This window comes from Thalassotalea sp. PLHSN55, from assembly GCF_052030545.1.
Classification (GTDB): Bacteria; Pseudomonadota; Gammaproteobacteria; order Enterobacterales; family Alteromonadaceae; genus CANMXU01.
In genome coordinates, this window is record NZ_JBPDIH010000013.1 from 42,377 (window position 1) to 61,839 (window position 19,463).

The 19,463-nt window shown below is 38.7% G+C and carries 10 protein-coding genes; 8 read left to right on the plus strand and 2 right to left on the minus strand.

Annotation, left to right across the window (positions count from 1 at the left end; all coding sequences use genetic code 11):
* Positions 1–238: 238 nt before the first annotated feature.
* The 4 genes from ACRRSQ_RS18995 (at position 239) to ACRRSQ_RS19010 (ending at position 10,840) form a co-directional block, all read left to right on the plus strand.
* A complete protein-coding gene (locus tag ACRRSQ_RS18995; protein WP_440877356.1) occupies positions 239–8,905 on the plus strand; it encodes a carboxypeptidase regulatory-like domain-containing protein in 8,667 nt (2,888 codons plus the stop codon).
* A 183-nt stretch (positions 8,906–9,088) separates the two neighbouring features.
* Positions 9,089–9,484 (plus strand): hypothetical protein, encoded by a 396-nt coding sequence (locus ACRRSQ_RS19000; protein ID WP_440877357.1) that lies wholly within the window; start codon positions 9,089–9,091, stop codon positions 9,482–9,484.
* A gap of 16 nt (positions 9,485–9,500) precedes the next feature.
* Complete coding sequence (locus ACRRSQ_RS19005) at positions 9,501–10,055, plus strand: sugar O-acetyltransferase (protein ID WP_440877358.1); 555 nt, start codon at positions 9,501–9,503, stop codon at positions 10,053–10,055.
* Positions 10,056–10,300: 245 nt separating this feature from the next.
* Positions 10,301–10,840, plus strand: coding sequence for a cytochrome b (locus ACRRSQ_RS19010; RefSeq protein ID WP_440877359.1), 540 nt, complete (start codon positions 10,301–10,303; stop codon positions 10,838–10,840).
* A gap of 88 nt (positions 10,841–10,928) precedes the next feature.
* Here ACRRSQ_RS19010 and ACRRSQ_RS19015 read toward each other — a convergent pair whose 3' ends face one another.
* Complete coding sequence (locus tag ACRRSQ_RS19015) at positions 10,929–11,807, minus strand: glycoside hydrolase family 16 protein (RefSeq protein WP_440877360.1); 879 nt, start codon at positions 11,805–11,807, stop codon at positions 10,929–10,931.
* A 577-nt stretch (positions 11,808–12,384) separates the two neighbouring features.
* Here ACRRSQ_RS19015 and ACRRSQ_RS19020 point away from each other — a divergent pair.
* From ACRRSQ_RS19020 to ACRRSQ_RS19035, 4 genes are all read left to right on the plus strand, one after another.
* Positions 12,385–14,631, plus strand: a complete 2,247-nt coding sequence (locus tag ACRRSQ_RS19020; RefSeq protein ID WP_440877361.1) for an endo-1,4-beta-xylanase — start codon at positions 12,385–12,387, stop codon at positions 14,629–14,631.
* 468 nt (positions 14,632–15,099) lie between these two features.
* On the plus strand, positions 15,100–15,861 hold the full coding sequence (locus tag ACRRSQ_RS19025; protein ID WP_440877362.1) for a metalloregulator ArsR/SmtB family transcription factor: 762 nt from the start codon (positions 15,100–15,102) through the stop codon (positions 15,859–15,861).
* A 10-nt stretch (positions 15,862–15,871) separates the two neighbouring features.
* On the plus strand, positions 15,872–16,894 hold the full coding sequence (gene arsB, locus ACRRSQ_RS19030) for an ACR3 family arsenite efflux transporter (RefSeq protein WP_440877363.1): 1,023 nt from the start codon (positions 15,872–15,874) through the stop codon (positions 16,892–16,894).
* Between the two features lie 14 nt (positions 16,895–16,908).
* On the plus strand, positions 16,909–17,412 hold the full coding sequence (locus ACRRSQ_RS19035; protein WP_440877364.1) for a phosphatase domain-containing protein: 504 nt from the start codon (positions 16,909–16,911) through the stop codon (positions 17,410–17,412).
* A 204-nt stretch (positions 17,413–17,616) separates the two neighbouring features.
* Here ACRRSQ_RS19035 and glmS read toward each other — a convergent pair whose 3' ends face one another.
* Positions 17,617–19,449 (minus strand): glutamine--fructose-6-phosphate transaminase (isomerizing), encoded by a 1,833-nt coding sequence (glmS, locus tag ACRRSQ_RS19040; RefSeq protein WP_440877365.1) that lies wholly within the window; start codon positions 19,447–19,449, stop codon positions 17,617–17,619.
* Positions 19,450–19,463 lie beyond the last annotated feature (14 nt).

Below are 19,463 nucleotides of genomic sequence, written 5' to 3' on the forward strand. Positions count from 1 at the left end.
AAGTAATATTATATCAAGATAAAAACGAAAGGTAGTAATCAACCTTTTTAGCAAGTCAAAAAATTAGAACTGTGCATAACCTAGCAGTTCTTTATTTTAGTAAAATCAAATCACCTTTCACTTAACACCAAAAGATTTTTATTAATTGTAAATACATATTTTACATATGTTTTTTGACTAATATTGCACCATAATGCAAAATACAATTAATTACATTTTCATATAACAAGGAAGTATTATGCCAATAAAAAAGCTGGCTCAGCTCTTATTTATATTTTTTTTAACAGCGTGTGGGGGTGGGGGTTCTGAAAGTTCTCCTAGCGACACTCCAACGACACCAGATCCAATCTATGGAACAAATAAAAGTATAAAAACTAGTCAATCAATTCTACCTGCAAGTACAAACTGCCCTTATGGTGGAATTATTGTGCATTCAGGTATTGATCAAAATGACAATAATAAACTAGATAGTAATGAAATTACAGGAAGCCAAGATGTATGTCATGGTTCAGCAAGCTTAGTTGATATTATTGATGAGCCTGAAGGTGAACACTGTAAGAATGGTGGCATTAAATTAATTACCGGCGTTGATACAAATGCCAATGGTTTACTTGATCAAAATGAATACTACAGCACTCGCTATATTTGTCATGGCACAAATGGCGAAATACAAGAGCAAGTTGAAACAGTTAGCTTATCAGGTAAAGGCACATTATCAGGTAAAATATCCATTGATTTATTTTCAATCCCAAAAGGAAAATCCGCGAAGCATATCTCGACATTAAGTGAAAATAAGGCAGATACTCAGGCTGTTCTGGTTTCAGAATGCACAGGAGCCGACTTACCCGCTGAAGAAGTTCAAATAGAGAACACTGAAGTTGATTCTGAAACGGTACAATTAGAAGAGCCTGTAACTCATCCCATAGAGCTTGAATTATCTACTGATGGTAGCTTTACCACTGACGTTCCTGCATGCGATAACTATTCAATAATAGTTGTGAATAGCGAAACAAATGAGGGAGTTAAAGTTGATGATATTTCGGTTACACCTGATGAAGAAACTAACATAACGGATATAAATGAAGAAGATTTACTACCAAATTCAAATGTTACAGCTCAGTATATTTCTTCAATTACCAATGAACCTATTGAAAATGCTTTAGTGACTTTACAACCATTGGGGTTAACAGTTATTACCGATGAGAATGGTGTAGCTACCTTTACAGGCTTTCCAGCTGGAGAGTATTCTCTCGCTATAGAGCATACAAGCTATATCAGTAAACTAACCAGCTTTATCATTGATTCAGATACAACTTTAGACCTTAAAACTATTGTTCTTCATAACGAAAAAGGTAGTTTAATTGGCCAAGTTAAAGCGAATGGTCTAGAAAACAATAGCAATTTTGTTGTATATGCTAAAGCAGCTGATGGCTCTACCTTCACTGCTATTACCAACACATCTGGTCGTTACAAATTTTCAGGTATCCCCGTTGGTGAAGGCTACAGTGTTATCGTTGCCAACAATGACTTTAAAGCTTCTAAAATAGATAATATAAAGGTTACCAATGGTCAAACAACACTGGTAAATCAAATTCTCTTACAGCCAATAGTTAATCAAGAGTCCGGTGTCATAGGTTTCATTAACCTGTCTGATCAAGCAGGAGAGCTTACGCATGCTGGTGTAATAATTTCAATAGAAGGCACTGACAAAGAAGCTATTTCTGCCAGAGACGGTTCTTTTGTCATTAACGGCTTACCTGCTGGTAGTTATCAAGTTAATTATATTCATGCTAATTATGGCCAGCTAAGTAGTGAAATCACCTTAACTCCGGCAACCAACTTAGTTTTAGAGACTGCATATTTACAAAGCTATACGGGTGATTACTCAGGTCAACTTGTTGATGAAAATGACACCCCTTTTGCTGGCGTTTCAGTATTATTATCTCCTATAGGTTTGACTACGATAACCGATGAGCAAGGACATTTCGTTTTCAATAGTGTACCTATTGGTGAGTTTACTCTAAAAATTAGCAATGATGGTTACCAAAATTTTGAACAAGAAGTATCAATAACACAAGATACACAATCAAATAATGAACCCTACAAACTAGAGCCACACTTCTTTAATGGGCATATAACTGCAGAAGGAGAAATTTTAGCTAATGCTTCTATAGTATTGAGCGGCGGAAAATTATTAGGGCAAGTAACAACGACAACAAACTCGGATGGTGAGTTTATTTTTCGTGCTCTACCTGTTGGAAATTATCAATTGTCTGCTTCAGCTGACGGCTACGACAATCAAATAATCAATTTTACTTTAGCTAACAATGAAAATTACACGTTACCTTACTCAGTAGATCTGCAACGCCAATATGGTTATCTCTCAGGTGTGGTTTCACTAAAAGATAATGCTGATAATTCAAATATTACGGTGAATATTCCAACCTTATCAGCCCCTATTCAAACCGACTATAATGGCTTCTGGCAAGTTAGTTTACCAACAGGTACTTATACCCAAGGTATTCAATATGCAAAAGATGACTATATTAGTAAAAGCTTATCATCAAGCTTTGTCGTTTTAGCGAATCAAACTGTTAACGTAGCTTTTTCAGAGCTAGAAAAAGAAGTTGGTTCAATATCTGGCGTGGTAAATTACCAAGGAAACCCAGTGTCTGAAGCTGTTGTTTCAATCGTTGGTACTAATTTACAAGTTTTAACTAATAACCAAGGTCACTTCAGTTTAGATAGTATAGCTGTAGGTAATGTTGACCTTAACGTAAGCAAAGTTGGCTTTATCAGTCAATTTCATCAAGTCGAGGTAATTCAAAATACAAATACCCCTCTAGAAATGACTGAGCTGATAGCAAGATCAGTAACTGGTCACGTTCTAGCAAGTGGAGATGAGGTGTCGGCTGTGCAAGTCAGCTTAGTCGGTACACAAGGTACTTTAATTGCGCAAACTGACGACCAAGGACACTTTAGTTTAGCTCCAGTTGCCACCGGTAATTTTCAAATACAACTCGTTAAATCAGGTTATGTATCACAAACATCACAATTAATTATTCCAGATGTTGAAACTTACGCAATCCCTTACGATTTTTCTTTAGCGCAACTGCAAGGTACGATCAAAGGTTCTGCGTCCTTAGAAAAACAAGTAAATCATGCTGGTATATCAGTTTTAGTGAACGGTACTGAATATCAGTCATTTACAGATGCGACAGGGCAGTGGCAAGTACAATTGCCTATAGGTGGCTATAGCCAAGGTATTACCTTTACTAAAGACCTGTATGCAAATTATCACTCAGCAGACGCTATTGTTGTTAACGAATTTGGTAGTTTTAACATAGCGCCTGTTACATTATTACAAACTCATACTTTAGTAGAATTTAATTTAACGGCAGCAAGTGGCTGCTCTGATCAATTAACAGTAACCGTTAATGGCCATAATTTTGAACAAAGCTACCCAATTGACAATGGCCTATTTTCTGAAGTACTACCTTTAGGTGAGTACCAATTTATATCAGAATGTGCCGCCGAAGGTTGGGAAACCTCAATCGAAACAATTACTTTCGAAGCTGGCGCTGAACATGTCATCCTAGAAGATAAAAACCTTCGTCAAAGTTATCTAGTTATCAATCAAGGCGCTGCATATACTAATTTAACCACGGTAAACTTAGCTATTGGCAATACTGATGCTGTTGAGATGAATATTCAGTTACCACAAGCTGATTATTCAACAGGTTGGATTCCTTACTCTACAACTCACGTATTAGGCCTAGACAATAACGACGGCTTACAGCAAGTGGTTGCCTCCTTCAAAGATGTTAGCGGTAATGCCTTAGCAGATGTTAGTGACTCAATTACATTAGACACAACTATCAACGTTAATAACTTTGTCGCTACAGGAGCTAGCACCAAGGGAGATGAGTTACATGTAAAACTAGATCTTTCGGGTGAACAAAGCGCAACTATTACATCAAGCCTGGCTGGTGTATTTGAGGATATTCGTTTATTAGATAATGGTGCTGGTGGTGACACTACCGCTAATGACGGTATTTATGAGCGCAAGCTTTTAATCTCAACCGCCAATGAAATAGATGGGGTTGTTAACGCAACAATTATCGATAGAGCCAATAACACCTTAACATTAGCAACCCAAGCTCATGTTGTTTTATCAACAGCACCGACCATTGAAAATGTCGCAATTAATTCAGACGTTGCTAGCCAAGAAATGAGTTTCTCTTTTACTACTGACGAAGCAACAACCAGTATTATTGTTTATGGTGAAGCTAGTGATAGCATGAACCAAGAATTGGTTGTTTCCTCATTATTATCCGTAAATCACTCGGTAACCTTAACTAACTTAAATGCTAACTCGGATGTTTGGTATAAAATAGTTGCGACCGATAGCGCCGACCAATCTGGTGAGTATATTGGTAAAAACAAACTTGCCCCAACTCAACTAACTAAAGTTAAAGCTTTTGCTGGCAACAATGAAGTTGGTGTTATCTGGTCGGAAGCCAATGACAGCTCAGTGATTGGTTACAAACTTTATCGTTCTACTGATAATGTTGAATTTATTTTAGTTAATAATCAAGGACTGCTCACCAACGCCTATTATGCTGATGCAACAACAGCAAATGATACCTTATATTACTATCAAGTCACCGCGTTAGATTTTGATGGTAATGAAAGCGAAATGTCTGAGTCTGTATCTGCTCAGCCAGGCGCAGCTCTAGCAGGCCCAACAGTAGTTGAAGGTGGCGTTAAGTTATCTGATGAAGTTTGGTTAGCGTCTCGCTCGCCTTATCAATTGACGGCCAATATGAAAATCACGGAAGCAGCTAGAATCGTGCTTTTACCAGGAGCCGAGCTAGCATTTACCACCAATCAAACCAGTGATGAAGAATCATCAGATAGCGAACGAAAAATATTAGTTGAAGGTGAATTTTTAGCCTTAGGAAACAATGAACAGAGAGTAAAAATATCAACCGATGGTATCTATAGCTTTTTTGATTTTACTTATGATGCTGATAATCTAGGTTCTTATTTCGGTAAGTTAGTCTTCGACAATGCAGATATTACAGATATTAGTATCAAAGAAAATAGCAGCTCACAGTTATTAAATGCTAACCATAAAATTGAAAATCCAAATGATACTTACCGTGATTATCAAGTTCGATTTACGTCTGTTGATAACTCAACTATTAGTAATAGTACCGGTGAATTAAACACTTATACCGATTACCTGTGGAATGAACAAACTCAAAGTTATGATGAAGTTGAAATGACTCAAATAACCAACTTTGCTCATTTAAATTTGCAAGTAGATGTAGTTAATAATTCAACCATTGAATATCAAAAAGAGGGTGTATCGCTTGCAAATTTTAATTACTGGGAAAATCCTCTTGGCATCAATATAAATAATTCACTAAACAGCCAGCTAACTTTAGTTCAAGGTCATATTGGATCTGGAAAAGTATTAACACTGACCAATAGCAAGGTTTCAATTGAAAACCTAAACGACAGTCAGCTTATTAAAACTGAACTCACACCATCTGGTTTTGCTAAAATTAATTACAATAGTTTTGATGTCGATTCACACATAAAAGAAACCACAGAAGGCGAAAACTACCGTTTTAATATTGCTTTTAATGATTGGTCTACTACCAACATTGAAGAGATATTAAGTCGTAGCCAATTTAATCAACAAGAAGGTAATCGTTTATTCCCTGTAATTACCGGGCCAAACTTATACTCGGCTGACTTTGATAACGACGGTACACCCGATTATATAGATTATGATAATGACAACGACGGCTACGCCGATACTCAAGAAGAAGCACAATCTATTTTAGAGTCTGAATTTGGCTCGCCTGTTGTCTACAATCCATTAGATGCTAATTCTCACCCAGGCAATGATAATTTTGTTATTGATACTGATAACGATGGCATTGCCGATATTAACGACGATGATCGAGATGGCGATGGCCTAACTGATGAGCAAGAATATGTGCTTAATACTGATATACACCTTGCTGACTCTGATGGTGACGGTATTAATGACTATGTAGAGCATCAACTAGGTTATAACCCTTTAGATAGAAACCATAAACCTTTATCAGGAGCTATTAGCGGCATTACATTAACCAGTAGCCATGAAAATAATCAAGGCAAGGTAGTGTTAGGTGAAGGCACTTCATTAACTAATTGTGAAATAAATGCAGGCCTACACATCACTATCGCTGGTAATGCCAATCCTCATATTAGTAACTGTAATTTTAATGGCATATTAGGCCAGCCTGTACTAATCGAAAATGAAAATTACGATCGAGACAACACACAGCCTAAGTTAAGTATATATAACAGTACGTTAAGCTATACCATTATTGATAATGTTGATACTCGAGAGGTTGAACTCGATTATTCAACAATCACCCACGTTGAAATCACCCTTAACTCAGATTCTTCGTGGCATGGAAATACCATTGTTAATAGTTATATTAGCGGTATTCATTGGGTATATAACTCATCAATCACTGCCAGTAAGCTGATAAATCCATCTTATGCTTTGCTTTATAACAGCAATATTGAAGCAAGCTATATAAATATATCCAGAATGGATGGAGATGTAATTATTAATAGCTCGGTGATTGCTGGGGAAATAAATGCTAAAGCTGATATTCGTAACAGTATTTTATTAAGTGGCAGTTTATCTGGCTATCGAAACATCAACTTAAAAAATGCTGATATTTACCAAGTACCTTATTGGTATGATGGCGACGCTACTCACTTTTTTGATGGTGTTGCAGTTATTGATAATAACGACCAAGTGATTGATTATGGCTTTGGCTCGCCAGTAGATATCCAAGGTGATGGCGTAGCCGCAACACAGGTATGTTTTGACAATGAAAACAGCTGCCACTTTGTTGATGGCATTGCTAACCCCAAATCAGCTAAAAACTTCCCTGGTGGTGTTAACCAATTATGGGATATGCGAAGCGTTGGTGCCGGCTTAGTTGAGCCTGGCATTGCCAGCAAAATAATTAACCAACAGCACTATGCTGATTTACCGCTTCAGCTCGATGAACATATTTACAAAGCGCAGTTAACTTTTAACGCTGATGGGACCGTCACCATGGCTTATTACAAGGCACAAGTTGGAGATGAAGCTTGGATAGAAAACATCAACGGTAATGTCGTTGGGCAATGGTATGTTTCAGGTAATAACATAATATTTACTTGGCCCAATAATGAAGAAAATAGCGAATTACCTTGGCGAGAAACAGAAGTTACTATAGATGAAAGTGGGCTTATTCACTTTGATGGTCAAGCTTTGTCTGACGATATAGGCTCCCCTTATACACAAGCTGAGATGCAAGCACTTGGTTATGAATACTATAACTTAAGCGGTGTAGTGAAATTACAAAACTACCGCCACCAGTGGTTAGACATGCAATTAGGCCTCGAAGCACAAGTATCTGTTAAGGTCAGTAATCAACACAGCAAAACCCTGTATATGCCAATATCAAGCGAAGATGGTAGCTACAGTTATTCTGGCTGGTTATGGAATGGTCAGTTTAATAGCAATAATGCTAAAACGGTTAATGTCTATGACACTTCAAATACCGCTGATGAGTCAATTGTTAGTAAATCATTTAACTCTCCGCTATTAGGTACCGAAATAGAGCCTTTTATTGTTAGGCTACATGGCTTTGATACTTTTGAAGCCAACGACTTTTACCATAAAACCTTGTATCACCAATATCAAGACGACGATGGCAAGTTAAAGTTACTTGAAATGACCTTTAGCCAAACTGATGATATGGGCATGAGCACTGTTGATATTAAGTTCTATCAAGCTGATTTTGGTGATGCATCATGGTCTTATCTTGGAAACTGCGAAGGGTTAGGCTGTGTTCCAAATAAAGCAGATGATCAAGGGCATTGGTATATCAATACCAGCAACTACAATCACCTATCTATTTCATTGTTAGACGCGAACCTTAATTTTTATTTATTAGAGCGTCAAGTCAATGGTTATTTAGTTAATAAACTAACTAATAGCAACTATGCTGGTACGGCATATTCACTGAGTGAAAACATACCTAAAATTGCTGGCAGTGCAATAGGTACCAATAAACCGTTATTTCAGCTTAATAATATTGAATATAATGTAAGCAGTTATACCTCTCGTTATATGCCTGAAAAACGGGTGCTTTCAATAGCAGGAAAAAGCGTTAATGAAAACAAAGCAACATACCTATATCACAATACAGGGCTAAGCGATCCACAAATAAACTTTAAAGAGTTTTATCGTTATGAATTAAATAGCGAATGGTCCACCTCTTATCAGGTAACTAACTTTAATGCGATAACAGGTGATTCAGGCCAACTTATTTATCAAAAAAATGAGCAAACCGCTTTTGAGTTCTGGTTAATCGACAATTCCCAAAATGATACTTGGGTAGTACAGCAATCGGGACAGTATCCTCAAATTTGGGAGAATTATGAGCCTGAAATTGATAATGATGACGCCATGCAACTAAGTAGTCATAACAGTACTCATTTAGCTGCTAGCTCGTTATTAAACAGCAATAACCAGCAAACTTGGATTAAACATCTTTCAGGTGACCATTTCTTAGAAATGACCTTTGTTAATGATAATACCTTAAACATTCAAGAAATCAGCTACCAAGGTAATACCTGGCATAACGTGGGTAATATTGAAGTTTCAAGTTGGAGTGAAGCTGAGATAGGCGCTAATCCGCACTTAAGTTTTGATTATAACGGTGAAATCTATACATTACGTATATTAACGGTTAGTGACCAAGTAGCTGGGTTATGGAACATTAATAACGGTACCCCGCAAGTATGGCTTGCCAATCGTCCACTTTTTGAATAACTGAAAATTTCCCTATTTAAAATGTAGAAAAAGCACCTTAGGGTGCTTTTTTAATTTCAAACCTTCCTGTTGATTCATTTGCACTGTTACCTTAGATTGAAGTTAACGTTTAATTAGCGTAATAATTAAACTATCTTATTAACCGTCATCAAAGCGCAATTATTTACGCTCTAAGGAAACAGCATGATCCCAATAACAATAAAAAAATGGCATGAAATCGTTAAAACCAAAGATATTAATTTACTGGATGATATTCTCGCTGACGACGCAAAACTATACTCGCCCGTGGTACATACGGTGCAAGAAGGCAAAGCGATAACTAAAATGTATTTGTATGGCGCAGCAATGACCATTGCCAATGAATCATTTAACTATGTGCGACAGGTTTACGATGACGGTTTTGCCTTGCTCGAGTTTGAAACGGAAATTAACGGCATATTTGTTAACGGTGTTGATATGATTTCATGGAACCAAGACAATAAAATTACCGAATTTAAAGTGATGATCCGCCCATTACAAGGCGTTAATGCCGTTCATAAAATTATGGGCGAAGCGCTCGAGAAAATGCAGCGCAGCTAATAAACCAAGGTTTAAGATGAGCGAATTAACCAAAATGTTAGCGGGTGAATTTTATACGCCTAGCGATAAGCAGCTTGGTGAAATGCGCTCAACTGCCAGACAACTTACCTACCAATATAATCAAACTACACCGTCGCAAATAAGCCTACGACAAAACATACTCACCACCTTGTTTGCACAGGTTGGCAGTAATGTTGAAATAGAGCCCAACTTTCACTGTGATTACGGCAGTAATATTTATCTTGGTGATAATTTTTTTGCGAACTTTGGCTGCGTTATTTTAGATTGCGCCACCGTTACCATAGGCGACAACTGTTTAGTTGGGCCACAAGTGGGTATTTATACCGCTTGTCATCCACTTAATCCTGAACAGCGAAACAGCGGTGTAGAATTTAGCAAACCAATCACCATAGGTGACAATTGCTGGTTAGGCGGTCATGCAACCATTAATTCCGGCGTAAGTTTAGGTAATAATGTTGTCGTTGCATCTGGCGCTGTAGTGACCAAAAACTTTGCCGACAACCTCGTTATTGCAGGCAACCCTGCCAAAGTGATCAAAACACTTTGTTAATAGCACCTTAGTTATTCATGGCGACGCGAATTCACAGCTTATTTTGGCAATTCTCACCAAGTTTTCTAGACTAAAGACATCAGCTAGTGTGGTTTCATCGTTGAAAAGAAAGCAGCCCTTTAAGTAAAACTATTGTAAAACTGTGGCAACGGCTTTTGTAACCTTGGTCAATTATTATTAAATTTAACCTTTACTTAACCGAGACTAGCTTAATATGACGCCATCATCACCAAGAAGGGCAACTTATGACAATTTCTAAAACATCAAAATATTTGCACGTAATTATCGCTACCACCATGATTTGCTTACTTGCGGTAGGTATTTACATGGAAGAAACCGAAGCTTTTGCTTTATATCCTATTCATAAATCTATCGGTATTATTATTTTAGCCTTCGCTATATACCGTATATTCGTTCGCATAATGGAAGGTTGGCCGACACCCGTTGGTAATAGCTCAGCGCTGCAACATGCTGCCGCTAAACTCGTGCATTGGGGATTAATAATTTCAACGGTATTATTTCCAGTGTCAGGCATGATGATGTCGGGAGCGGGCGGTAAAGGTCTTGAAGTATTTGGCTTTGAACTACTAGCAAAAAACATAGATGCGGTTACCGGTAAAACTACGCCAATTAATGAAAGCATTGCCGGCTTAGGGCACCAGATCCACGGTACGTTAATGTGGGTTTTAATTGCATTAATTGTGTTACATGTTGCTGGCGCACTGAAACATCATTTTATCGATAAAGATGAAACCATTACCCGCATGTTTACTTTTAAAGATTAAAATCTAGTGACAAACAACATCACCAAAAAAGCAGCGTTTAGTCGCTGCTTTTTATTGGCTATTTTTTAGCTTTGCTCAAACCTAACGACTAAGGCTGTTTTTGATAAACCCTAACAAAGTCTATTTCGTACTTGCTTGGGAAAGGTGTTTGACTTGGGTCACCGCCAGCACTGCCGCCAATCGCTAAATTCAGTAATAAATAATGCGGCTGTTGGAATGGCTGTTTAGGAAATCTCCCCTCAGGGTTAACTGCCTTTGATAAATCGATTGTATTAAGTAGCTTGCCATCTAAGTACATATGAATAAAGTCTTTATCCCAATCCATACGCCACAGATGAAACTTCTCATCCCAATTCGGATCGTTAAACTCACTCATTGGCGTTTTAACTGAATCCCATTTGGGTTTTTCATTTTTAGCTTTTGCCCACGCTGCATTCGCAAGAATTTTCCCTTGGTAATACTCCATTAAATCAAGCTCACCATTGGCTGGCCAGTTGCCTTCATTGCCTAAAAACCAAATAGCAGGCCACAAACCATCTTGTGTTTTAATGCGCGCCCTTACTTCAAAACGTCCGTACTGCCAGCTGTGTTTTCCTTTGGTATTAATCGAACCCGAGGTATAAAACGCTTTTTTACGCTGCTTGCGCCAATTGTTAGATTTAGCTTGGTACGCGGCATTGGCAACCACTTCTTTTTTAGCGGTTATTTCCAAAATACCATTATTACAATTAACGTTATCACTTTGATAATATTGCGCTTCAAAATTACGTTTAAAGCCCTGTTCGTAGTTCCAATCATTCTCATCAAGTTTGCTTTGACAATTAAACTCATCTTGCCAAACCAATTGATAACCATCGACATGTGGTGCGCTATGGCTTTCGTTTGCATTATTAATGGTTGAAGTTGAACAAGAGAATAAAAAACTAGATAACAACACAGTGCTAAAGACTAAAGGTGATCGGTTCAAAGTATTACTCCCGCATGGCTAATTAGCATCTAGCCTGCTTTTATGATTTTTATATTAGTTGGTAATTTGTACTAAATAAATTCCTCAGCAATACTAACCTAAACCCAACAGGTAAAACGATTTATCCGCTAATTGTTAAGTGTTTTTAACAAAAAAGTTAAACGTGTGTGAGTAAAAGCGGTTCCAGTTTGATATTTACCAAACTAAAAATAATTTATATTACACACTTGAACATTATTGTAAATTTGACTATAACATAATAGGTTTTAGATTAAATTAAAAACAATATCCTCATAGATAAGATATAAAATACGAAATTTCAACTTTAACCATCTATTAAATCATTGCTTTATAAACAATATATCGAAAGCTTGTTTTTAAACGCTTAGTAAAAATTAATGTACGCAAAATATTATAATAATAGAAGTAACTAGTTTTTTGTTTCAACCCAATAATTATAGTCATATTGAATAGAAGTGTTTTTTGGGGTTATTAATATTCCCTACATTTAAATGTTCTCATAGTGGCAAGCTTTACGAAACAACTTATTTTTTGCTTCAGTATAAGGAATAATAAAATGAAGAAATCGATTATTCGTTACACCGGTATAGTGGCTTTAGCGTCACTTTTAGTGGCGTGCGGAGGCAATAACGACGATACAAAAGTACCAGAAGTAGAAGTTCCCGAAACTCCAGCTCCGCCACCGCCTGAAACAGAAAAACCAGAAACAGAAACCCCTGACCCTGCGGAAATCACCAACGGTAGTTTTGAAGAAGATACCGCGGGTCAAACCTCTCCGCTAGGCAATTGGATATTCAGACCTGATCAAGAAGCAAGCGCTTCTTCTACGATTGAAGTAATCGAATCAGAAGAAGGAGTTAATAGCTATAAAGGTACAAAAGCCGTTGAAGTTGTTGTTAGTACATTAGGAGACAACCCTTGGGGTATTGAAATCGCCTATGAAGACATTCCTGTTATTGGCGGTAAGACCTATGAATTTAGTGTTTGGGTAAAAGGAGAAGAGGGAACTAGCGCAGATTTTTGGGTGCAAACACCTGCGCCTGCCTATGGTCAACTCAGCCTTGTAAAAGAAGCTCTAACCGGTGAGTGGCAACAAATTACACTAACAGCAGCAACTAGCGAAGCTGATACGTTAATCAGATTAGCCATTCACTTTTCGAAAGAAGAAAACATCGACAAATCGATATTTATAGACGAATTTTCAGGGGTTATTTTAACTGACGTACCTGCTGAAGAAATTCCTGATGTTGAATACAGTGCCGTTACCGTTGAAAGCTTAAAGGCACTAGCACCTGATTTTCATCTTGGTGTTGCGGTTCCTGCGGGTGGTTTTGGTAACAGCATCATCAACAGACCTGAAGTAAAAACGCTTATCGAACAGCACTTTAATCAGTTATCTGCTGAAAACATAATGAAACCGACTTATTTGCAGCCAGAGCAAGGCGAGTTTTTCTATGATGATTCTGATGAACTTGTTAATTATGCAAAAGACAATTCACTCTCTGTGCACGGCCATGTATTTATCTGGCATTCGCAAATCGCTGGTTGGATGGAAACCTTCGAAGGCGATAGAGACGAGTGGGTGACCATGATGGAAGATCATATCACGCAAATCGCCACTCACTTTGAAGAAGAAGGTGATAACGACACCATAACTAGCTGGGACGTAGTTAATGAAGCCTTTATGGAGAATGGAAAATATCGCGGTGAAAAAACCACCACTGACAGTGCCGATGCATCTGTTTGGTTTGAAAATATTGGTGCTGAATTTTTACCGTTAGCCTTTAAAGCCGCAAGAGCAGCAGATCCTGATGCCGATTTATACTACAACGATTACAACCTAATTTGGAATGGCGATAAATTGGACGCTGTTATCGACATGGTTAACGATTTCCAAACCAATGGTGTACCAATTGACGGCATCGGCTTTCAATCTCATATTTCACTTAACAGCCCAGATATCGCAACAATTCAAGCACAACTGCAAAAAGTGGTCGATATTCGCCCTAAAATTAAAGTAAAAATTACTGAGCTAGATGTTCGTATGAACAATGAAGGCGGTGCCCCTTTAACCTACCTAACTAGTGAAAGAGCTGATCAACAAAAGCAATACTATTACGACATTGTTAAAACGTATTTAGAAACCGTGCCTGTCGATCAACGTGGTGGCATTACCGTTTGGGGTGTAGTTGACGGCGACAGTTGGTTGCAAACATGGCCCGAGCCTACTACCGAGTGGCCACTTTTATTTTTTAATGACCTTAGCGCCAAACCAGCGCTACAAGGTTTCGCTGACGCTTTAGCAGAATTAATTGAAGTGGTAGAAGCACCAGAAGCTTCGAATGAAATACTGACCAACGCGAGCTTCGAAGACGGACTTGACTCATGGCAAGCTCGTGGAGATGCAAACATAACCTTAGCAACTACACAAGCTCACAGTGGCGACAATAGTGCCTTAGTGGCGAGTCGTACAGCAACTTGGAACGGTATTCAAACGGATATTAAAGGGTTACTAACAACAGGTGAAACCTATAACGTTTCAGCTTGGGTTAAACTCGCGGATGATAACAGCGCGGTATCTCCCGGCATAAAACTCACACTGGAAATACAGCATGAAAGTACTGATTACCTTGAACTAACGCCTGTTACCACAGTAGCCCCTGGGGATTGGGTGCAACTATCAGGTACTTATACTCACTCGATCACAACTGAAGAAAGTGTCGCCTTGCTTTATGCGGAATCAGATGAGCTAACCGCTGATTTTTATGTGGATGATGTATCGTTTACATTAGTAGAAGAATAAAACTCAACGCCTAACGGGTTACTCAACACTAAAAAGCGGCCACTTGAAAAAGTAGGCCGCTTATTTAGATCTCAGAGTCCAATGATACCAATTTGATTAAATAAATGATCGTCCCTTTGAGATAAAACACTTCAATGCAAGTCGCTTTTTTAGCAAAGGTTATTCCCTTGCAAAAATAAGGAACACCACAATAGAGTGTTTCAGCAAGCCGTTTCGAAGCTTTTCAGCGGTCCGTTCCACCCCTTAATTGCTGTGTAAAAGTCTTTGATATAGAAGACTATACCTGCAAAATTTTTGCGAGTTCTAGCACCGCTGAAATAGCGCTGAGTTGACCAAGTTATTAATCAAATTGGTATTAATAGAGCTTTTTAGGTTACACAAAAATCGATAATAACTTTTTACAAAACTTAGCTTGCAGCTAGAATATAATAAACTTATTATATAACAAATTTATTATGTGAGTTATTCATGAAAGTTCTCTTCTTATGCACCGAAAATTCAGCTCGTTCTATAATGGCCGAAGCCTTGTTAAAACATCATGGAAAAGGCGAGTACGAGGTATACAGCGCGGGTAGTGAACCATTTAATGTTGACAGACGCACGCTGTCGGCAATTGAACACTTTGGCTTATCTACCGAGGGTTTGCGTTCTAAACACCTTGATGAAATAAGCAGTATTCATTTCGACTTTGTGATCACGCTGTGTGATAAAGCAGCAAAAGAATGCCATAACCAAGTTAGCGGCACAAATAGCATCGCTTGGGATTTTCCTGAGCCTCGTTCTCGCAAAGATGCCAACCCGTTTGAAAAAACACTACAAGAGTTAAACGCGCGAATAAAAATGTTTTTACTGATACAGGAAAAGCAAAAACCCGCACCGATAACACCCACAACATTTTACAAAGCACTGGCAGATGATATTCGCTTGAAAACGCTATTGATAATTGCCGTTGAAAAAGAGGCATGTGTTTGTGAGCTAATGACCGCACTTGATGAAGAAAGCCAACCTAAAGTATCTCGTCATCTAGCACAGCTTCGAAAAACAGGTATTTTGTCTGGTAGAAAGCACCAACAATGGGTATTTTATTCAATCAATCCAACACTACCTGAGTGGATGAAGCAAACGATTACTTCAACGGTAGTCAATGAACCTATTTTTATTGAACAAGAATTGGCAAAGCTAAACGCAATGGGTGATCGCCCAACGCGCGTAGCAAGCTGCTGTAATTAAGGTATTAACCATGGGAATTTTTGAACGTTATTTAACACTTTGGGTCGCAATAGCTATTGCTGCTGGTGTCGCGCTAGGTGTTGTTTATCCGCCGCTTTTTGAAACGGTTGCAATGCTTGAGGTTGCCCATGTTAACGTGGTGGTTGCGGTGTTCATCTGGGTGATGATCTACCCCATGATGGTACAAGTGGATTTTTCAACTATCAAAGAAGTGGGCAAAAACCCACAAGGGTTAGTACTAACATTAGTGATCAACTGGCTTATTAAACCATTTTCTATGGCGGCATTAGGCTGGCTTTTCTTTGAAGGATTATTTGCCGACTTTGTTTCACCTGAAACTGCGCAAGAATATATTGCAGGCATGATTTTACTTGGTGTCGCTCCTTGTACGGCGATGGTATTTGTTTGGTCGCAACTAACAAAAGGCGATGCTAATTACACCTTGGTTCAGGTTTCGGTTAACGACATTATCATGATTTTTGCCTTCGCCCCAATTGCAGGATTATTGCTAGGGGTATCAGACATTCATGTCCCTTGGGGAACCTTGGTAATATCTGTGGTACTTTACGTATTGTTGCCTTTAATTGCAGGAATAATCACGCGAAAAACGTTAAATAGATCAGGTCGTGATGAAGCGGCTATCACTAGCTTGTTAGAGAAGTTAAAACCTTTTTCTGTTATTGGTTTACTAGCGACTGTGGTGCTGCTGTTTGGGTTTCAAGCGAATACCATTTTAGCGCAACCGATAAATATTGTCTTAATTGCTATCCCGCTGATTATTCAATCGTATGGTATTTTCATTATTGCTTATTTTATCGCTGTTAAACTTAAACTCAAACACAACATCGCTGCCCCTGCTAGTTTAATTGGTACATCAAACTTCTTTGAAATGGCAGTTGCTGTGGCAATTTCCCTTTTTGGCCTTCATTCAGGAGCGGCGTTAGCAACGGTGGTTGGCGTACTTGTTGAAGTACCCGTTATGCTGTCTCTTGTGGCGATAGTGAACAGAACAACACATTGGTTTAACGAATAATTAAGAGGTTTTTTATGCAAACTCACCCATATGACACATTATCGCTTGATAATGGCGCAAGCTTTATTTTTACACCTTGCCCTGGCACGAAAGGCGTTGATTTAACAACCTCTGTAGAGCAATTAAAAGCTGCAGGGGCACGCGCTATTGTCACGCTTATGTACGAAGCCGAGATGAAGAAAAATGCAGCCAATGCACTTCCAAACATCTGTAACGAGCAAGGAGTAAAATGGTTTCAATTACCCATTTTAGATGACGATGCACCCAATGAAGATTTTGCCGCAGCACTCAAATCTCACCTTGAAGACCTGCTAGCTATTTTGCGTGATCAAGGCACTATTGCTGTACATTGCAAAGGCGGCTCAGGTCGCACGGGATTGGTGATTGGCATACTGATGTATGAGCTAGGTTACAGCAAAGCAGAAATAATTAAGCAAGTGCAGAAAATTCGCCCTAAGGCGCTTTCCCATTCTGTACAACTTTCATTTTTCAATGGCTTTCAAAAAGTAGGGGCATAAATAAGCCCCTTAAAATTGGTATTAACGATTTTAGCTGCATGGGTATTTAACACTCATGCGGCTTTTCGTTGACTAGAAATTGAGCTTGTCAAATTGTAGAAGTTTTTAGGACGGGTCAGATTAAATAAAAAAGGCACTAAACTAAGTTTAGTGCCTTTAAAGTTTCGAACTTTATTTTAGAATTCAAAAAATCTAAGTTTTTGATTATTCTACAGTTACTGACTTGGCAAGGTTACGAGGTTGGTCAACATCAGTACCTTTAATTATCGCCACATAATAAGAAAGTAATTGTAATGGCAAGGTGTAAACGATTGGTGCGATCACTTCGTCACATAGTGGCACGTTTATCACTTTCATGGTTTCATCGCTGGTAAATTTGGCGTTGCTATCGGCAAAAACATACATTAAACCGCCACGAGCACGCACTTCTTCAACGTTTGATTTTAATTTTTCAATTAAGTCGTTTTGCGGCGCAACAACAATTACTGGCATTTCAGCGTCGATTAGCGCTAGTGGGCCATGTTTTAACTCGCCAGCTGCGTATGCTTCAGCGTGAATGTATGAAATTTCTTTTAGTTTAAGCGCGCCTTCCATTGCGATAGGGTATTGATCGCCACGACCTAAAAATAAAGCGTGATGTTTATCGGCAAAATCTTCTGCTAAATCTTCAATCGAATCAGCAAGCGCTAACACTTCTTCTAATTTGTTAGGCAGCGTCATTAATGATTGTGAAATGCTAGTTTGTTGTTCATCGCTCATGCCTTTGTGCTTACCAAGGGCTAAGGTCATCATTAATAAACCAACCAATTGCGTGGTAAAGGCTTTAGTTGATGCAACACCAATTTCAGCGCCAGCTTTGGTCATAAACGCCAGATCAGATTCACGAACGAGTGATGAACCCGGTACATTACAAATCGTTAAGCTTGAGCGATAACCTAGCTCTTTTGCTAATCGTAATGCGGCAAGTGTATCGGCAGTTTCACCTGATTGAGAAATAGTCACTAATAAGGCATTTTTGGGGACAAACGATTTACGGTATCTAAATTCACTCGCAATTTCGATATTACATGAAACGCCAGCCAATGCTTCTAACCAATAGCGTGCCACCATGCCTGAGTGATAACTGGTACCACAAGCGATAATTTGCACGTGCTCGATGTCTTTGAAGATTTCATCTGCACCTTCGCCAAAGGTATTAATATCTAATACGTTGTTGGTTAAACGACCTTCTAATGAGTTACGAATAGCAGTAGGTTGTTCGTAAGTTTCTTTGAGCATGTAATGGCGGTATTCACCTTTATCGCCAGCGTCGTGGCTCACTTCCGACTCTTTCGCTTCACGCTCTACTTTTAAGCCATTTTTATCAACAATGTTAACTTCAAAACGAGTAACTTCAGCAACATCACCTTCTTCAAGGTAAGAGAATTTACGGGTAACCGGTAATAGTGCCATTAAGTCTGAAGCTATAAAATTCTCGCCTAAGCCGTAACCAATCACTAATGGGCTACCAGAACGTGCGACAACCACACGATCTTTATCACGAGTATCCATCACAACAGTGCCGTAAGCACCTTCAAGTTGTTTTACTGTGGTTTGTACAGCAGCAAGCAAGGTATCAGCACTTTTTAGTTCATGATGAACAAGGTGGGCAATAACTTCCGTATCGGTTTCAGATACAAATTCATACCCTAAACCTTGTAGTTGGCTGCGTAATTCTTCGTGGTTTTCAATAATGCCGTTATGAACAACAGCAATGGTATTAGAAGATACATGTGGGTGAGCGTTTACTTCGCTTGGTGCACCGTGTGTTGCCCAACGTGTATGCGCAATACCTGTACCACCGGCTAATGGCGTTTCGGTTAACGCATCGGCTAGTTCTTGTACTTTACCTAAACGACGGGCGCGATTTAATTGGTTATTGCTATCAATAATCGCAACACCAGCTGAATCGTAACCTCGATATTCCAATCGTTTTAGTCCTTCGACTAAAATGTCTGCCACGTCACGTTGCGCTACTGCACCTACAATGCCACACATACTCTTATCCTTTA

Bases quoted from the DNA above. Each gene is read 5' to 3' on its own strand.
- ACRRSQ_RS18995 (WP_440877356.1), top strand. From the start codon at position 239: ATGCCAATAAAAAAGCTGGCTCAGCTCTTATTTATATTTTTTTTAACA.
- ACRRSQ_RS19000 (WP_440877357.1), top strand. From the start codon at position 9,089: ATGATCCCAATAACAATAAAAAAATGGCATGAAATCGTTAAAACCAAA.
- ACRRSQ_RS19005 (WP_440877358.1), top strand. From the start codon at position 9,501: ATGAGCGAATTAACCAAAATGTTAGCGGGTGAATTTTATACGCCTAGC.
- ACRRSQ_RS19010 (WP_440877359.1), top strand. From the start codon at position 10,301: ATGACAATTTCTAAAACATCAAAATATTTGCACGTAATTATCGCTACC.
- ACRRSQ_RS19020 (WP_440877361.1), top strand. From the start codon at position 12,385: ATGAAGAAATCGATTATTCGTTACACCGGTATAGTGGCTTTAGCGTCA.
- ACRRSQ_RS19025 (WP_440877362.1), top strand. From the start codon at position 15,100: ATGAAAGTTCTCTTCTTATGCACCGAAAATTCAGCTCGTTCTATAATG.
- arsB (WP_440877363.1), top strand. From the start codon at position 15,872: ATGGGAATTTTTGAACGTTATTTAACACTTTGGGTCGCAATAGCTATT.
- ACRRSQ_RS19035 (WP_440877364.1), top strand. From the start codon at position 16,909: ATGCAAACTCACCCATATGACACATTATCGCTTGATAATGGCGCAAGC.
- glmS (WP_440877365.1), bottom strand. From the start codon at position 19,449: ATGTGTGGCATTGTAGGTGCAGTAGCGCAACGTGACGTGGCAGACATT.